Here is an 18,177-nt window from a genome sequence, read left to right as displayed (position 1 = left end):
CCGACCCACGCGGGAAGATGACGCAATTCCAACGGCGTTTTCCGATGAGGAAAGCTGATGGAACCGCATCTTCGAGCAAGCCGAGGACGGGTTGATCTAACGGTGCCGACGAGTTTGGAAGCCAGGAGCGCGGTCCGGCCAAGGGCGAGCGTCAAGATAAGGATATCGACAGCGATATGACCACCGCCGCGAAGCACTTCGACCCGCAGTTGGGTATCGACATCCACATGTACGTGTTCCCGCCGGTGCCGCTGCCGGTGCCGCTGCCGACGCCGCACATCGGCATCGTGCTGGACCCGTTCGACTACCTGCCCTTCCTGGGCGGCACCGTGCACGTCAACGGCATCAAGCGCGCCACCGCCGGCACCGGCGGCTTGAACCTGCACATTCCGATGGGCGCCTACCACCCGGCGTTCCTGCCCAAGCTGCCGACCGGCCCGCAGACCGACGATGAACTGTTCATGGGCAGCATGACGGTGTCGGCCGACGGCGACCCCTTCTCCAAGCTGGCCATGCCGGTGCTGGACTGCAACGTGGTCGGCATGGTGCCGCCGTTCCGCCTCCGCAAGCCGAAGAAGCCCAAGCTGTCGCTGACCCTGCCCACGGCGGTGAACCTGGCCATTCCCACCAACGTCAACGTCGGCGGGCCGCCGACGATCTCGTTGATGGCGATGGCGATGAAGGGCCTGTTCAAGCTGCTGGGCCCGGTGTTCAAGCGCGGCGGCAAGGCCTTCAAGAAGCTGCGCCAGAAGGTGTTCGGCAACATGAAGCCGGGTTTCCTGAAGTGCAAGGTGCTGCGCGCCGAGCCGGTGGATATCCGCACCGGCAGCGTGTCGGTGACGCACGAGGACTTCGTCGTGCCCGGCCGTCTGCCGCTGGCGTGGACGCGCGAATACGGCTCCAACAACGACCACGTCGGCGTCTGTGGCTACGGCTGGGAGACGCCGGCCGATATCCGGCTGGAGCTGGACGTCGAGGGCGGCGTGCTGTTCCACGGCGGCGAAGGCGTCGCGGTGTTCCCGCAGGCGCCGGCCGCGCCGGGCCTGGAGCATGCGGTACGCGAGTTCGTCGACGGTGCGCGTTTGTACGCGCAGGACGACGAATGGCGGGTGCGCACCAAGGACGGGGTGATCTATGTATTCCGGCGTAGCGTCGGCAACGTCGCTGCGCTGCCTGTGTCGCCCTTGCCGATCGAGCGCATCGAGGATCTGTGTGGAAACTGTTGGCAGTTCGAGCGTCAGAGCGGACAACTCGTTCGTATCGTCGAAAGCGGTGCTGTGGCTGCCGAGTCGGGGAAAATGCTGCAAGGCCGCTATATCGATGTACAAGCGTCTAGTGGCCTGGTTCGATCGCTGCAGCTTCATGACCCCGCCAACGGCCTGAGCCACCCGCTGGTCCGTTACGGCTATAGCGGCGACGAAGACTTGATCTCCGCCATAGACGCGCTGGGTGCCGCGCGCACCTTCGAGTATGCCCACCACCGCTTGCTGCGCCATACCGACCGCGTCGGCTTGTCGTTCCACTATGCCTACGACGATCAATGGCGCGTGGTGCACGCCTGGGGCGACAGCGGTCTGTACGATTACAGGTTCCGCTACGACGCCCTGCTCAACGAAACCGAGATCACCGATTCGCTCGGCTACGTCACCACCGTCAAGTTCGACGAGAATAATCTTCCGCTGTGCGAGATAGATCCGCTCGACGGCGTCACGACGTTCGAGTACGACGAGGTCGGTCGCACCACCGCGGTGATCGATGCGATGGCGCTGCGTACCGAGTTCTCATACGACGCGCATGGCAATCTGCTCAAGCTGACGCGGCCCGACGGCAGCACGCTGCAGACCGAGTACGACGAAGACGACCGCCCCCTGGTCGTGACCGATCCAGGCGGAGCGACGTGGTCGCATGTCTGGGATGCGCGAGGGCTACTGCGGCAACACACCACGCCGCTCGGTGCAATCTCGCGTTACGACTATGACGCGGCCGGTCAGCTGCTCGAGCACGCCAACCCGCTGGGCGCGACCACCCGTCTTGCGTTCGATAGCCACGGCCAGCTACAGCGCATCACCGATGCGCTCGGTCAAGCCAGCCGCTTCAGGCACGACGCCATGGGTCGCCTGCTGGAACTCACGGATGCATCCGGCCGCCGAACTACGTACGGATACGACGCGAAAGGTCGCCTGCTCGCGGTAGCCATGCCAAATGGCGGGCATATCAGCTGCGAATACGATGCTGAAGATCAACTCACCGGCTATGTCGATGAGGGCGGCGCGAAAACCAGGATCGAGTACTGCGGAATCGGCCAAATCGCCAGGCGCGTGCAACCCGATGGCAATAGCGTCGGGTTCACATATGACACCGAGGAGCAAATTTCCAGCGTAATTAACCAGCGTGGCGAGACCTTCCGGTTCGTTCGAGATCCGCTTGGTCGCATTATCGAGGAAATCGACTACTGGGGTCAGTCGCGCCGCTACGACTACGACGCCACCGACCGCCTTCGCCGCAGCATCGATCCGCTCGGTCAGGTGATCGCGTTCGAGACCGATGCGCTTGGGCGAATCACCAAGAAGACCCTGCCGAATGCTTGCGATCCGTCGAGGCAATCGCTGGAGTCATTCAAGTACAACAAGGCAGGACAGCTGGTCGAACTTCGCAACGCGGTAAGTCATGTCGTGCGTCGCTTCGACATCGAAGGTCGCTTGTTGCATGAATCGCAGAATGGCTATGCGATCGACCATGCCTACGATGCTGTCGGCAATCGCATCGAGCGACGCACGGCTACCGGCAACACGATCGCAGTTCAGTACGACCTGCTCAACCAGCCCAGTCGCATCACGATCAACGACGCATCACCGATCACGGTCACGCGCGATGCGCTCGGCCAAGCGGTGATCGAACAGCTGACTCCGGCGCTCAAGCGAACGATGAGCTACAACGCCGACGGCTTGCTCAGTGCTCAGGCCGTAACGAAGGACAACGCTCCGTTATTTGATAGCACCTACGACTACGACAAGGCCGGCAATCTCACCCGTCGCACCGATAGCCAGCACGGCACTGATCGCTATACCTACGACCCGATGGGGCGCGTTCTCGAACACACGGACCCTATGGGGAAGCTCACCCGTTGGCTCAATGACCCGGCGGGTGATCGGCTGCGAACTCGCATCAATCAAGTTCAGATGAAGCAAGCCGTCGGTGGCGGTGCCGTTTCAGATGGATGGACTCGCGAGGGCGACTTCGACGGATTACATTATGTGTTCGACCGTGCCGGAAACCTGATTCGACGCGAGCACTCGCACGAAGCTCGAGGCGTGGAACTGAAATTGGTGTGGGACGCAAATCAGCGCATCGTCGAAAGCCGCTCGGAAGGCGGCGGGCGCGAGGAATGCCACACCACTTACGGCTACGATCCGATCGGTCGGCGCGTATTCAAACGAAACTCCGTCGATACGACCTGGTTCTTCTGGGACGGCGATGCGCTGCTTGCCGAGGTCACCCAAAGCAACTCCGGTGCGAGCGACTGCACGCGCGAACCGGTCAACAATAGCAATGTCGTCGACTTCTTCGCGGCGCGAAAACGCCTGCAGGCGCTCAAGGCGCTACACCCACAGGCGCGCGAGTACGTCCACCGGCCCGGCACATTCGAGCCTTTGGCATTGATCGAAGGCGATCGCAACGGCGTTCCCTCCTGCGAAACGCTAGGGGCCGGGACTCGTTCCGTCGCCTACTACCACAACGACGTCAACGGCTGCCCGGCAAGGATCACGGATGGCGACGGCGATGTTTTGTGGAGTGCGAGTTATAGCGCCTGGGGCACCATCGAAAGGCACCATGTTTCGCAGATCGTCAACCCGATTCGATTCCAAGGGCAGTACTTCGATACGGAAACGGGCCTCCACTACAATCGCTATAGATACTTCGATCCGACGAGCGGCGGCTTTGTCAGCCAAGACCCGATCAAGCTCGCAGGGGGCATCGGTGTCTATGAGTACGCGAGAAATACCATCGCGTGGGCCGATCCGCTCGGCCTGAGTTGCGGGCCCGCTGTCCGTAGAAACAGTAGAGGGCAATGGATAGACGCAAGAGGCAGATTCGCGCGATCGCCGTATCTGCCAGGGCACACCGATGCGTCGATTGTCGGCGTTGCTAAGCCCAATCGGCTTAAGCCGGAGCAGTACCTACCGAAGGACTACATCGATTCCCACCTCGCGATGTTTGCTGGTCCGGTATCGAAAATCGCCTGGGGCGTGGATCCGAAGCGTCTCGAGTTAGGTCCTCCTGGCGGTCAGTTCGTCATGCCGAAGTCCGTGGCCGACGATCTCATCGCAAGGGCGAACGGCGACGTTGATGAGCTGGAGCGATTGCTCAAACTCAACCCGGGCGATCTGGGCACAACACCGGTGCGTATTGATATACCCTCACCCACCGGGCTTCGCATGCCTAGCGGCAATGAGATCGGCGCATGGGATGGGCTGTGGAAACCCGGCGGCTATACGGGGGGAGGAATCCCGGAGGCAACCATCGACCAGGTCCCCCTCGGGGGCTTCAGTACAACTCCAATCGGGACGAAACCATGAGCGAAGATGTTTTCAATGGGTTTGGCGTGATCATTATTCGGCGCTCAGGGAAGCTCTATATTCAGTACGATGCGGGTGAGCTGAGTATCCGATATCAGGAGGCCGAGATATCCGATGAAGAGGCTGCTAAAGCGCAACGAAGCGAGCGCGATGCCTACGAGGTGCTGATCGCCTGTCAGAGCGACGGCCGACAGATAGTCGATCTTCCGCGCTGAGCAGGTGCGGCGTAGCGGCTGGACAGCCGAGGCTTGTTGTCTCTGCCTTGTAAGGTCTGCGCAATAGCTGTCGCACGGTGGATAACGAGCTTATGGGCGCCACCCAGTTGCTGTTTACGGCATGCGTCTGCTGCACGTCCACGGCATAGCCGCCCAATTCTTGTCTTCGGCAATGCTCTGCCCCACAAGTTTCATGTCGTTTGTTTGTGCCGCAACGTACTTTGACTCGCATCGCGATTTCGGCATTTCGATTAGGAGGTCAGGCGCCGATGAGTGGAAAATTAGCGGCTTGCCTTGGGGCGGTTCGCGCCAAGCTCGCCCCTAATCCGGCACCGGGCCACGCCGATATTCGCAGCACTTTGCGACGTTCACCCCGCTCGGCGGTGTAGCGTCGAAACTGGAACCGACCTGGTTTATAGAAGAATAAGGACGTTGATACCCCCATGACCACCGCCGCGAAGCACTTCGACCCGCAGTTGGGTATCGACATCCACATGTACGTGTTCCCGCCGGTGCCGTTGCCGGTGCCGCTGCCGACGCCGCACATCGGCATCGTGCTGGATCCGTTCGACTACCTGCCCTTCCTGGGCGGCACCGTGCACGTCAACGGCATCAAGCGCGCCACCGCCGGCACCGGCGGCTTGAACCTGCACATTCCGATGGGCGCCTACCACCCGGCGTTCCTGCCCAAGCTGCCGACCGGCCCGCAGACCGACGACGAACTGTTCATGGGCAGCATGACGGTGTCGGCCGACGGCGACCCGTTCTCCAAGCTGGCCATGCCGGTGCTGGACTGCAACGTGGTCGGCATGGTGCCGCCGTTCCGCCTCCGCAAGCCGAAGAAGCCCAAGCTGTCGCTGACCCTGCCCACGGCGGTGAACCTGGCCATTCCGACCAACGTCAACGTCGGCGGGCCGCCGACGATCTCGTTGATGGCGATGGCGATGAAGGGCCTGTTCAAGCTGCTGGGCCCGGTGTTCAAGCGCGGCGGCAAGGCCTTCAAGAAGCTGCGCCAGAAAGTGTTCGGCAACATGAAGCCGGGTTTCCTCAAGTGCAAGGTGCTGCGCGCCGAGCCGGTGGACATCCGCACCGGCAGCGTGTCGGTGACGCACGAGGACTTCGTCGTGCCCGGCCGCCTGCCGCTGGCGTGGACGCGCGAGTACGGCTCCAACAACGACCACGTCGGCGCCTGCGGCTACGGCTGGGAGACGCCGGCCGACATTCGACTGGAACTGGACGCCGACGGCAGCGTGCTGTTCCACGGTGGCGACGGCATAGCGGTGTTCCCGCAGGCGCCCGAGGCGCCGGGCCTGGCGCATGCCGTGCGCGAGTTCGTCGATGGCGCGCGTCTGTACGCGCAAGGCGACGAATGGCGGGTGCGCAGCAAGGACGGCCTGCGTTACGCGTTCGCACGCCCGGCCGCAAACCTGGTGGCGTTGACGACGCAAACGCTGCCGATCCAGCGCATCGAGGACGCCAGCGGCAACGCCTGGCGTTTCGAGCGCCGCGGCGCCGACCTGGTGCGGATCGTCGAAAGCGGCACCGTCGATCCGGTCAGCGGCCAGCCGCTGCAGGGCCGGTTCCTGCAGGCGACCTCGCGTCAGGGCCGGATCGAGGCGTTGGAGCTGCACGACCCGGCGACCGGCCGCAACCATCCGCTGGTGCGCTACGAATACAACGACGCCGGCGATCTGGTGTCGGCCTTCGACCCGCTGGACGCGCCGCGGACCTTCGACTACCGCCAGCACCGCATGGTCCGCCACACCGACCGCCTGGGCCTGTCGTTCCACTACGCCTACGACGACCAATGGCGGGTGGTCCACAGCTGGGGCGACGGCGGCCTGTACGACTACCGCTTCGGCTACGACGACCTGCTGGGCGATGTCGAGATCACCGACTCGCTGGGGCATACGTCCTTGGTGAAGTTCGACGAATACCGCCTACCGCTGTGCGAGATCGACCCGCTGGGCGGCGTGACCGTGTTCGAGTACGACGAGGCCGGCCGCACCACGGCGGTGGTCGACCCCGCGGGCCTGCGCACCGAGTTCGTCTACGACGAGCGCGGCAACCTGCTGCAGCTGACGCGCGCCGACGGCAGCAGCTTGCAGACCCAGTACGACGAGGACGACCGGCCGATCGCGGTGATCGACCCCTTGCAGGCGAGCTGGCAGCAGCGCTGGGACGAACGCGATCTGCTGGTCGAGCAGATCAGCCCGTTGGGTGCGGTCTCGACCTACGGCTACGACGCACACGGTCAGCTCACCACGCACACCAATGCCCTGGGGGCGGTGACGGCCCTGCACTACGACCGCCACGGTCAGCTGCAGGTGCTGGTCGATCCGCTCGGCGCGCGCAGCACGTTCCAGCATGACGCGCTGGGCCGCATGCTCGAACAGTCCGATGCAGCCGGTCAATGCAGCCGCCACGACTACGACGCCAAGGGTCGCTTGCTGCGCATCGTACATCCCGACGGCAGCACGATGCGCGCGGTCTACGACGCCGAGGACCAGTTGATCCGTTACACCGACCAGGCCGGCGCGGTGACCCAGCTGGCCTATGCAGGCACCGGCCAGATCGTCCGGCGCCTGCTACCGGATGGCCACTTGGTCCAGTACGAATACGACAGCGAAGAGCAGTTGACCGGAGTGGTGAACCAGCGCGGCGAACGCTACCGACTCCGTCGCGATGCACTGGGCCGTGTGATCGAAGAAGCCGACTACTGGGAACAGACCCGGCAGTACCGCTACGACGCATCGGGCCGCCTGGCCGGTACAACCGATCCCCTCGGCCAAACGGTGACCTACGCCTCCGATCGGCTCGGTCGCATCACCGCCCGGACCTTGCCCGACGTCGATCGCCCTGGCCTGCAGACTACAGAAAGCTTCCGTTACGATGCACGCGGCCAGCTGATCGAGCTGCGCAACGCGCATCGCCGGATCAGGCGTCGTTTCGACCTGGAGGGGCGCCTGATCGAGGAGGATCAGGATGGCTTTGCCGTTGCCAACACCTTCGATGCGCTCGGCCAGCGCATTGTTCGTACCACCAGCGCCGGCAATCGCGTCGCCTGCGCCTTCGACCTGCGCGGTCAATTACATCGCGTAACCATCAATGACGATGCGCCCATCGTGATAGAGCGCGACGTGCACGGCCGGGCCGTGACCGAACGCCTGAGTCCACAGGTGCAGCGTCAGCTGAGCTACGACGACCGGGGCTTGATCAGTGCCCAGGCAGTGTTGCACGAGGAGACGCCGCTGTTCGACACCGGTTATGCCTACGATCCCGCAGGAAACATGATCCAACGGCACGACAGCGCGCATGGCACCGACCGCTACACCTACGATCCAATCGGCCGGCTTCTGACTCACCTCGATCCGCGTGGCCAGCTGACGAGCTTCCTCAACGACCCCGTCGGCGATCGCTTGCGCACGCGCGTACACAGCCAGGCGCAACGCAGGGTGGTGGGAGGCGAGCCTCAGCCCGACGAATGGAGGCGCGAAGGCGAGTACGCCGGGATGACCTATGCCTTCGATCGTGCCGGAAATCTGCTGCAACGCGAAAGTGCCGCCGTCGAGCGGGACGATGGCGCCCTGCAACTACGCTGGGACGCGCAGCAGCGTTTGATCGAAAGCCGCAAGGACGGTTTGGTCACTCGATACGGCTACGACCCGCTGGGTCGGCGCGTGTTCAAGCGAAATACCAGCCACACCACCTGGTTCTTCTGGGACTGCGATGCGCTATTGGGCGAGGTGACGCAGGAAAACGCGCAGGTAGATGCGCCCGGCCCCATGAGCGACGGTTTTGTGGTGGACATCCTCGAGGCTCGCCGTCGCAAGCGCGCGTTCGCGTCATTGCATGCGCGTGCTCGCGAGTATGTCTACTACCCCGCCACGTTCGTGCCCTTGGCTTTGCTGGAAAAACATCCGGTTCCAGATGCCGACAACGATGATGCCGATGCGACCGCAACGGTCGCGCGAACGTATCACTATCACGTCGACCCCAACGGCTGCCCCACGCGGATCACGGACAGCGCGGGCAGCGTGATGTGGTCGGCCGGTTACGCCGCCTGGGGCGCGGTATGTCAACAACATTCCGAGCGCATCGCCAATCCGCTGCGCTTCCAGGGCCAATACAGCGATCCGGAAACAGGCCTTTGCTACAACCGGTTTCGCTACTACGATCCGGCGGTAGGCGCCTTCGTATCGCAGGATCCGATTCGCCTTGCGGGCGGGCTGAACCTCAGCGAGTACGCACCGAACCCGTTCGGTTGGTGCGACCCGCTGGGCTTGGCCAAGAAGAACCCGTACGACGTGTCCTACGGCAATGTCGCCGGCACCGATTTCGCCAGCGGCCCCGGCCCGCATGTGAATGTGAAGGGGCCGGGCATGACGGGTCGCGGCAACAGCGGACATGTGGGCTTTGTGCCCTACTATGTGGACGTGAAGGATAAGAACGGCAAGGTGATAGGGAAACAAGGCATGCTCAACACGCACCTCGGCAGCGGTATCGACAACAACAAAGTCAAGGTTGCGCCGCTCAACTCGGCCATCGAGAGCTACTTCGACAATCCGGCCGAGCTGTCCAAGATCGTCAAACAGGCGGAGTTGATGCTCAACGAGACCGGTCTGAAGAACCCGAATTTGCGTGCCCAGATCGCGGAGGTAAAGAAGATCGCCGAAGCCCATATCGCGGCGGGCACCAATCCATTCAAGGGCTGCCGCACGTGACGAAACCGGTCCGTCGCCCCCCCTCGCCCGTCGCACGCGCGATCGAAAAGGTCGCGCGTCTCCAGCCCCTGGAATTGCTTGCCCGCTATCTGGCGGCGGGCTCGATGGCCGCCTTCGACGCTGCACTGGCCGATTCGCCCGAGCTGTACGAAGAGATCAAGCTCGCGGCCGACTACGGATCCGATCGCATCGACGATCAAGAAATTCTGTACTTCCACCGCCAGCGGAAGTACCGCCAGCGCCGCTACGAATTTGCGTTCAAGTTCTATGCCTGCGGCGACGCTATTCGCTACGATGCCATCGAGGTGTCCTGGTGCGAGATACCCCTGCAGCAGCTGCTCCAGCGCTGCTCGGAGATGAACGATCCCGGCCTCCGCGACTACGCGGTGTATCTGTACGACGACGAGTACCTGAACCTGGGGACCGTGCTGTTCGCCAACGGCCGTTCGCTGGATTTCGCCGCGTCCGCCAATGGCGAAGAATTCATCGTGGTGATGCTTTACGGAAAGAGCGAGGAAGACGAACGGCGCGCGGCGGCCGTGCGTTCGCGGATGGTAACGCTAGGGGCGACAAAACAGACGCATCCGCGCGTGGAGCGCTTGGCCGACTACGTGGTGAGATCCCGAACCCGCTGACCGCGGGCGTTCAATCGACCGCCGCCGCGTGCGCCAACCCCGCCACCACCCCCAACGATGCGTCGCCGGCGACGATACGCGCGGCCGGGAACATCTCCCTGGCGATCGCCGGCACGTACGGCGAGCGTGACATGCCGCCGGTCAGATAGACGCTGTCCGGCGCCTCGCGCAGGTCGGCCTTGGCCTTGCGGATGAGTTCGCCCAGGTGGCGCAGGAACGGGCTGGCCGCGTCCTGTAGCCGCTCCTTGTCCAACTGCACGCACAGTCCGTCTTCGATGTAGTCCAGCGTGAATCCGACCCGATCCTGGCTGCTCAGACCGATCTTGGCCGCCTCGACATCGCGATTCAGGCGCACGGTGTGGCCGGGTTCTTGCAGGCGCTGCAGACGCGGGCCGTAAGGCGCCTCTACGTCCTTGAACGAGGCCAGGCGGAAGTTGCTCTGCCGCTCCAGATCCTGGACCGTCGACGCCTCGTAGTAACGATGCACCGCGGTCGGCGTGACGCCCTTGCCGAACTGCGCCATGACGCCGCGCATGCTCAGTTCGATGTCCACGTCGGTGCCGCCGACGGGATCGCCCCAGGAGCCGTGGATTACCGGCGCCGAAGCCGGTCCGCCGACGTCGGCCAGCGCGATGTCCGTGGTACCGCCGCCGATGTCCAGGATCAGCGTCCGACTCGCGGTGGCCTGTTCGCGGTGATAGCCGTAGGCCGCCGCCGCCGGTTCCTCGAGAAACTCGATGGCGTCGAACCCGGCCGCATAGGCAGCGTCGGTGAGGATCTCCAGGGCCTGCGCACTGCCGGCTTCCTTCATGCTGCTGCGAAAGCGCACCGGACGGCCCATCACCGCCGCGCGCACGTCGGTGTCCAACTGCGCGGACGCGCTGGCGCGGATGTGGCGCAGCAGTTGGGTGGCGATCCGCAGCAGGGTCTCGCGCGCATTGCCTTCGAGCTTGTAGCCGAGCATGGACTTTGGGGAGACCACCAGGTGACCCGTGCCGCTGGCCATGTAAGCCTCGACCGCCTCGTCGCCGTAAAGCGCGTTGTGCACGTCCGCGCCGGCCTCCATCGCCTTGCGCACCTGGTCGGCCGCCCATTGCCGGCGTACGGCGACGACGGCCGCACGCTGCATTTCGAAATCCGATTGCTTGCGTGCCGTGGGCACCAGGGCCAATGCCTGCGCGCGCAAGTGCGCCGGTTGCCGCATGGCCTCGTCGCGCAAGCGCTGGACCCGTGCCAGCTCCTGGGTCTGGTCGCGTTTCGCGCCGGCGACCAGCGCCCTCACCTGCTCGTTCAATGCTTCCGTCAATTCGAACTGCGCGACGTCGGGCATCCGCAGCGGGAAGAACACGGTGGTACGGAACTGATGGTCGTCGCCGAAGCGGATCAGGCGCAATTGGCCGTCGACCACCGCGCCCGCGGCCGAGTAGCTGGTTCCGAAGTCGATTCCGATCCGCATGGACCACGTGCTCAATGATGGCGGACCCGCCATTTTGCCTCGAAACCGCTTTGAGGCGGATGAGTAGCAAAGCGCAGCGGCGAACCCAAGGTGCGGTCGCGATCGGTATCGACCGCGTATCGGCCGCGTCAGCAGCGGCGACCGCATGCGAGGTGCGGGTATCAGTGCTTCGGCCGTGGCGGCTAAGGATCGTCTACCCGGCGTCGGGTTCGACTTGACGCGGCGCCAGGTGCCATCTAGCATTTATGCAAATAGGAATCAATCGCATTTGATGCGATTGATCGAGATGCCCCCATTGCAGCCATGGGAACGCAAGACAGCCGATGTCGGCAACGGACCTGGATTCGCTATCCCGCTCAGCGGTCGTCCTCATGGCCGATGGCTCAGACCTCCCGACGCCCGCTGCCTGCGCGAGTCCAGCGGTACTCTTCCTCTTCCGTCAGGCCGCAAGCGCCGCAATGCTCCGGCCCTGCACACGGCGCTACGCGGTGTGGACTTATTAATCCTTCTTAAACTCGTCCTTCTAAGCTGGACGCAATCTGCCAGCCGAGGCCGGATCCGCTCGCCGCCGATCCCCGCCACGTCCGCCGCTCTCGCTGCGCCAACTTTTTCCACTTCTGCTACGGAATCTCCCATGCGTGCACGTCCCCCGCGTTGGTTACTCGTGTTCCTGGTTTGTTCGTTGTTGGCCGCATGCGGAGGTACCAAGGAAGAAGAAGGCAAGGCCAACGACGCCTCGGCCATGGCGGTGTCGTTGGTGGCGGCGCGCCCGCAGCCGCTGGCGCGCAGCGTGCTGGTGTCGGGCCCGGTGTCGGCCTTCGAAGAGATGCAGTTGGGCGTCGAACTCAGCGGTCAACGCGTGACCGCGCTGCGGGTCGATGTCGGTCAGGCGGTGAGCAAGGGACAAGTGCTGCTGCAACTGGACCATCGCACCCTGGACAGCGAGCTGGCGCAGGCCGAAGCCTCGCTGCGGCAGGCGCAGGCCTCGCTGTCGCTGGCCCAGGTCAGCTACGACCGCGGCGCCAAACTGGCCGCCGAACAACTGATCAGCGCAGGCAACCTGGACGAACTGCGCGCCACGCGCGTGCAGGCCGAGGCGCAGGTGGCCACGGCGCGGGCCGGCCGCGATGCGGCGCAGCTGCGTCGCGATTTCGCCGAACTGCGCGCGCCGGCCGCGGGCGTGATTTCCAAGCGGCTGGTGCAGCCGGGCCAGGTCGTGTCCGCGGGCAGCGAGCTGCTGCGCCTGATCCGCGACGGCCGCCTGGAGTGGCGCGCCGAGTTGCCGGAGGATCAACTGGCCGGCGTCGCGGTCGGCAACACGGTCGAGCTGCCCTACTCCGGCAGCACCGTCGTCGGCCGCATCCGCGCGGTCACGCCGGGCGTCGATGCGCAGACGCGCACCGGCACGGTGTACGTCGATCTGCCGGATCCCGGCGCGCTCAGGCCCGGCGTGTACGTCGAGGGCCGCATCGTCACCGGCGACGGTCGCGCCTTGATGGTGCCCAGCTCGGCGGTGGTGCAGCGCGACGGCCATAGCTATGTGTTCACGATGAAGGATCAGCACGTGGTGGAGCGCAAGCGCGTGCGCACCGGTCAGACCGCCAAAGGCCTGGTGGAGATCGTCGAAGGTCTGAAGGACGGCGATCAGGTCGTCGCCGAAGGCGCGGGCTTCCTCGGCGATGGCGACCGCGTGCGCGTGGTGCCGGCCGCGGCCGCCAAGGCGGGCGCACGATGAATCTTTCCTCCTGGGCCATCGACCGGCCGCTGCCGGCGATCATGGTGTTCTTCGTGCTGTGCGTCGCCGGGCTGTGGGGTTTCCATCAGCTGCCGGTGGCGCGCTTCCCCGATATCGCCTTCCCGATGACTACGGTCACGGTCACTCAGCCCGGCGCCTCGCCCAGCCAGCTCGAGGCCGAGGTCACGCGCAAGGTCGAGGACTCGGTCGCCACGGTGACCAACGTCAAGCGCGTGGTGTCCACGGTCAGCGAAGGCGTCAGCACCACCAATATCGAATTCCAGTTGGAAGCCGATCTGGCCACCGCGCTGGACGACACCCGCGACGCGGTCACGCGCATCCGCACCGACCTGCCGCAGGACATCCAGGAGCCGGTGATCTCCAAGGTCGACATCGGCGGATCGCTGATGACCTATGCGCTGGTCGCCCCCGGCATGACGCCGGACGAAGCCAGCTGGTTCGTCGATCGCGAAGTCTCGCGCGCCATGTACGGCGTGCCCGGCGTGGCCCGGGTCACGCGCGTGGGCGGCGTGCAGCGGCAGGTGCGCGTGGACCTGGATCCGAATGCGTTGCAGGCCTTCGGCGTCACCGCCGGCGACGTGTCGCGGCAGCTGGCGCAGATCCAGGTCGAACGCGCGGGCGGCAAGGCCGAGCTGGACGGCGCACAGCAGACCATCCGCACCCTGGGCACGGTCGGCGACGCGCAGGCGCTGCGCGATTACTCGATCAGCCTGCCGGACGGACGCGCCGTGCGTCTGTCGACGCTGGCCAAGGTCACCGATGCGGCCGCCGACCCCACCGAGGCGGCATTGCTGGACGGCGCCGACGTGGTCGCGTTCTCGATGTCGCGCACGCGCGGCTCCAGCGAGGTCAAGGTCGAGGAAGGCGTGCACAAGGCGCTGGACGCGCTCAAAGCCAGCCACGCCGGCATCGATTTCCGCCTGGTCACCACGGTGATCGACGAGACCCACCGCTCCTACGATTCGTCGATGACCATGCTTTGGGAAGGCGCGTTGCTGGCCTTGCTGGTGGTGTGGTTGTTCCTGCGCGACTGGCGCGCGACCTGGGTGTCGGCGCTGGCCCTGCCCTTGTCGATCATTCCGACGTTCGCGGTGATGTACTGGTTCGGCTTCACCTTGAACCTGATCACCCTGCTGGCGCTGTCGGTGGTGGTGGGCATCCTGGTTGACGATGCCATCGTCGAGATCGAGAACATCGTGCGCCATCTGCGCATGGGCAAACCGCCGCTGGAGGCGGCGCGCGAAGCAGCCGGCGAAATCGGCAACGCGGTGATCGCAACCTCGCTGACCCTGGCCGCGGTGTTCGTGCCGGTCGCGTTCATGCCCGGCATCGCCGGCAAGTTCTTCCGCGAGTTCGGCTGGACCGCGGCCACCGCGGTCTTGTTCTCGCTGCTGGTGGCGCGCCTGCTGACGCCGATGATGGCCGCTTACCTGCTCAAGCCGCACGGCGAGGACAAGGGCGATTCGAAACTGATGCGCTGGTACCTGGGCTGGGTGGACGCGGCGCTACGGCATCGCGCCCGCACGCTGTGGATCGCCACCGGCCTGTTCGTCGCCTCGCTGGCGCTGGTACCGCTGATCCCGGCGACCTTCATCCCGCAGTCGGACCTGGGCCGCAGCAATCTCAACCTGGAACTGCCGCCGGGCGCACGCCTGCAGGAAACCGTGGCGGTGGCCGAACGCGCGCGCCTGCTGCTGAAGGACATCCCGGAGCTCAAGCAGGTCTACACCGCGGTCGGCAGCGTGCTGGACCTGGGCGACCCGTCCACCACCGGCATCGGCGAATCGCGCAAGGCCAGCCTAGTGCTGGACTGGGGCGTGGCCGACGACCGCGACCGCGACCAGCGCGTGCTGGAACGCGAGGCGCGCGCGCGTCTGGCGCAACTGCCCGGCGTGCGCGTGAGCTACGTCAGTTCCGAGCCTGGCAACCAGCTGCAGCTGGTGCTGTCCGGCGACGATCCGAAGCACCTGCAGGACGCGGCGATCGCGTTGGAACGCGACCTGCGCCGCATCCCCGGCTTGGGCAGCGTGACCTCGTCGGCCTCGCTGTTGCGCCCGGAGATCCAGATCGTGCCCGATCCGGCACGCGCCGCCGATCTGGGTGTGGCCACCGCGGACATCGCCGAGGCCGCGCGCATCGCGACCGCGGGCGACTACGAGCAGCGCCTGGCCAAGCTCAACCTGCCCGACCGGCAGATCCCGATCCGGGTCGGCTTCGCCGAATCCACGCTGGCCAATCCGGCGCTGATCGGGCAACTGCGCGTGCCGGGCCGCTATGGACCGGTGCCGCTGGGCGCGGTAGCGGACATCCAGATGGGCAGCGGTCCGTCGCTGATCTCGCGCTACCAGCGCCAGCGCAACGTCACCCTGACCGCCGAGCTCAACGGGCGCCCGCTGGGCGAGGTGATGGAGGAGGTGCAGCAGCTGCCCAGCGTGAAGCAGTTGCCGCCGGGTGTCAGCTTCCTCAACACCGGCGATGCCGAGGTCTTCGTCGAACTGTTCATCGGCTTCATGCTGGCGATGGCGGCGGGCCTGATCTGCATCTACATGGTGCTGTTGCTGTTGTTCAACCATGCGCTGATGCCGATGACCATCCTGACCGCGGTGCCCTTGTGCGCGGGCGGTGCGTTCGGCGCCTTGCTGCTGACACAGAACATGCTGTCCTTGCCGGCCCTGATCGGCCTGTTGATGTTGATCGGCATCGCTACCAAGAATTCGATCCTGCTGGTCGACTACGCGGTGATCGCCGAGGATGAGCAAGGCATGAGTCAGCACGACGCGCTGGTCGACGCCTGCCGCAAGCGTGCGCAACCGATCATCATGACCACCCTGGCCATGGGCGCGGGCATGATGCCGATCGCGATGGGCTTCTCCGGCGACTCCAGCTTCCGCGCGCCGATGGCGATCGCGGTGATCGGCGGCCTGATCACCTCCACGCTGCTGAGCCTGATCGTGATCCCGGCTGCGTTCACGGTGATCGACGACCTGGGCGAATGGATGACGCGCAAGTTCCGTCACCGTTCCTCGCATCCGCTGCAGCAGCCGCCGTCGGCTTGAACCCGCGCGCCACCGGAACCGCGCAGGCGGTTCCGGTGGTAAGGGGTCGAGTCCCGGCGCCGTCGTCGGGGCGGATGACTCGCCGCGGCGCTTCAGGCGCGACCGCGTACGCCGTGCCGGCGCTTGAGAAAGCGCAGCGTCGCCTGTTCCCATTGGCGTTCTCCGCGCGCCTGCGCGGCGTAACGATGCAGGGCGTCCTCGCGCCAGCCGGCAAAGACGACCGGGTCGATGTAGGACTTGCGGCAGACCGTGGGCGTGTTGCGCAAGGCGGCCGCCACTTCGGCCACGATCGCGTTCTCGATCTTCGCCAACGCGCGCGCACTCGGCGCGCCGCCGGATTTGCCCTCGGGCGTGGGCAATGCCGCCAGGCGCCGGAACGCGGCCAGCGTGCCGCCCCAGGTGCGAAAATCCTTGGCGCTGAACTCGCCGCCCATGGCCTCGCGCAGATAGGCGTTGATCGCGCCCGAATCCACCGGCTGCACCTTGCCGTCGTCGTCGCGGTACTGGAACAGGAACTGCCCCGGCAGTTGCTGGCAGCGCCGGATCTGCCGGACCAGGCCGGCGTCGTCGATCGCGACCTCGTGCGCCAATCCGCCCTTGCCGCGGAAATGAAGGCGCGCGCGTCCGCCGCGCAGGAAGTCGATATGGCGATTGCGCAAGGTGGTCAGGCCGTAGCTGCCGTTGCTGCGCGCATAAGCATCGTTGCCGACCCGCAACAAGGTGTCGGCCATCAGGGCCACCACGATCGCCAGCACCTTGTTGCGCGGGAAGCCGGCGAGCTTGAGATCGCTGCGCAGGCGCCGGCGCAATCGCGGCAAGGCCGCGCCGAAGGCGACGATGCGATCGAACTTGCCGTCGTCGCGCGCATGCCGCCAGGCCGGGTGGTAGCGGTACTGCTTGCGGCCGCGCGCATCGCGACCGGTGGCCTGCAGATGGCCGTTGGCCTGCGGACAGATCCACACGTCCCGGTAGGCGGGCGGTACCGCGAGCGCCCGGATCCGTTCCAGCGTGGCCGCATCGCGCACCGCACGGCCGCGCGCGTCGCGGTAACGGAAGCCGCGGCCGGCGCGCAATCGGGCGATGCCGGGGGCGGCGTCGCTGACGTAACGCAAACCGGCGTCGGCCGCCACCCGCGCGGATTCCGCGTCGGTCGCGCCCTGTGGGCTCGGGTCGATAATGCCGGTGCGTGCCATCGGGGCACAGATACGGGCAGTCGCGTCAAGGCGGCGAAAACGGCCTTGCGCCGGGCCAAGGCTGGACCATGGTTCAGGCTGCGGCAGGCTATTTTCACGGGTTTCTGACGACAATTCAGCCGGCCGGCGTTAAAGTACAAGGGTGACGTCTGTCCTGCTGCGACTGCTGTTGTGCCTGGGTCTGATCCTTAACGGGTCGGCTGTGGCGGTCGCGTCCACGCAAATGCAGCTGGCGCACATGACGGCCGCATTCGAAGTTGCGGCCGCGACGTCCGCGCCCTGCCATGAAGGCATGGCGATGGCCGGCATGGACATGAGCGGCATGGATCACGCCGCGATGTCGATGCACGGCGACCACGGCCCCGACGCCGCGCCTGAGCCGGATTGCTGCAAGTCGCAGACCTGCGATTGCGCCTGCCTGCAGCCGGTACCGGCGACCGCCATCGCGTTCGCCTTCGGCGGCGCGCACGCAGGTCATGGCCCGATCGCGCGGCCGATGCCGATCGGTCACGACGCGCCGGCCCTGCCCTACCCCATTCGACCTCCCATCGTTTAAGCGAACTGC

General features: G+C 65.5%; 9 protein-coding genes. 7 read left to right on the top strand and 2 right to left on the bottom strand.

Annotation, left to right across the window (positions count from 1 at the left end):
* Positions 1-176 precede the first annotated feature (176 nt).
* The 4 genes from LVB77_RS12175 to LVB77_RS12160 all read left to right on the top strand — a co-directional run bounded on the left by LVB77_RS12175 (position 177) and on the right by LVB77_RS12160 (position 10,151).
* Entirely contained in the window at positions 177-4,577 is a 4,401-nt protein-coding gene (locus LVB77_RS12175; RefSeq protein ID WP_232906374.1) for an RHS repeat-associated core domain-containing protein, read from the top strand.
* Complete coding sequence (locus tag LVB77_RS12170) at positions 4,574-4,792, top strand: hypothetical protein (protein ID WP_232906373.1); 219 nt, start codon at positions 4,574-4,576, stop codon at positions 4,790-4,792. The genes LVB77_RS12175 and LVB77_RS12170 overlap by 4 nt, the downstream gene beginning before the upstream one ends.
* Positions 4,793-5,235: 443 nt before the next feature.
* Complete coding sequence (locus tag LVB77_RS12165) at positions 5,236-9,516, top strand: RHS repeat-associated core domain-containing protein (RefSeq protein WP_232906372.1); 4,281 nt, start codon at positions 5,236-5,238, stop codon at positions 9,514-9,516.
* Positions 9,513-10,151: a hypothetical protein gene (locus tag LVB77_RS12160; RefSeq protein WP_232906371.1), complete on the top strand. Its 639-nt coding sequence runs from the start codon at positions 9,513-9,515 to the stop codon at positions 10,149-10,151. Before LVB77_RS12165 ends, LVB77_RS12160 begins: the two co-directional genes overlap by 4 nt.
* Before the next feature lie 10 nt (positions 10,152-10,161).
* Here the strand turns inward: LVB77_RS12160 and LVB77_RS12155 are convergent, their stop codons facing one another.
* Entirely contained in the window at positions 10,162-11,607 is a 1,446-nt protein-coding gene (locus LVB77_RS12155; RefSeq protein ID WP_232906370.1) for an Hsp70 family protein, read from the bottom strand.
* Between the two features lie 634 nt (positions 11,608-12,241).
* Between LVB77_RS12155 and LVB77_RS12150 the strand changes: the two genes are divergently transcribed.
* Positions 12,242-13,342 carry an efflux RND transporter periplasmic adaptor subunit gene (locus LVB77_RS12150; RefSeq protein ID WP_232906369.1) on the top strand — a complete coding sequence of 367 codons (1,101 nt, stop codon included), beginning with the start codon at positions 12,242-12,244 and terminating at the stop codon, positions 13,340-13,342.
* The gene (locus LVB77_RS12145; RefSeq protein ID WP_232906368.1) at positions 13,339-16,419 is read left to right on the top strand and encodes an efflux RND transporter permease subunit; all 3,081 of its coding nucleotides are present in this window, start codon (positions 13,339-13,341) and stop codon (positions 16,417-16,419) included. Before LVB77_RS12150 ends, LVB77_RS12145 begins: the two co-directional genes overlap by 4 nt.
* Before the next feature lie 92 nt (positions 16,420-16,511).
* Here the strand turns inward: LVB77_RS12145 and LVB77_RS12140 are convergent, their stop codons facing one another.
* The gene (locus LVB77_RS12140) at positions 16,512-17,612 is read right to left on the bottom strand and encodes a DNA topoisomerase IB (RefSeq protein ID WP_232906367.1); all 1,101 of its coding nucleotides are present in this window, start codon (positions 17,610-17,612) and stop codon (positions 16,512-16,514) included.
* Positions 17,613-17,781: 169 nt separating this feature from the next.
* Between LVB77_RS12140 and LVB77_RS12135 the strand changes: the two genes are divergently transcribed.
* A complete protein-coding gene (locus LVB77_RS12135; protein ID WP_232906366.1) occupies positions 17,782-18,168 on the top strand; it encodes a CopL family metal-binding regulatory protein in 387 nt (128 codons plus the stop codon).
* The last annotated feature ends 9 nt before the right edge of the window (positions 18,169-18,177 follow it).

It is taken from the genome of Lysobacter sp. 5GHs7-4, from assembly GCF_021284765.1.
In the GTDB taxonomy this organism is placed as follows: Bacteria; Pseudomonadota; Gammaproteobacteria; order Xanthomonadales; family Xanthomonadaceae; genus Lysobacter.
This window is presented reverse-complemented; position numbering and strand designations above follow the sequence as displayed.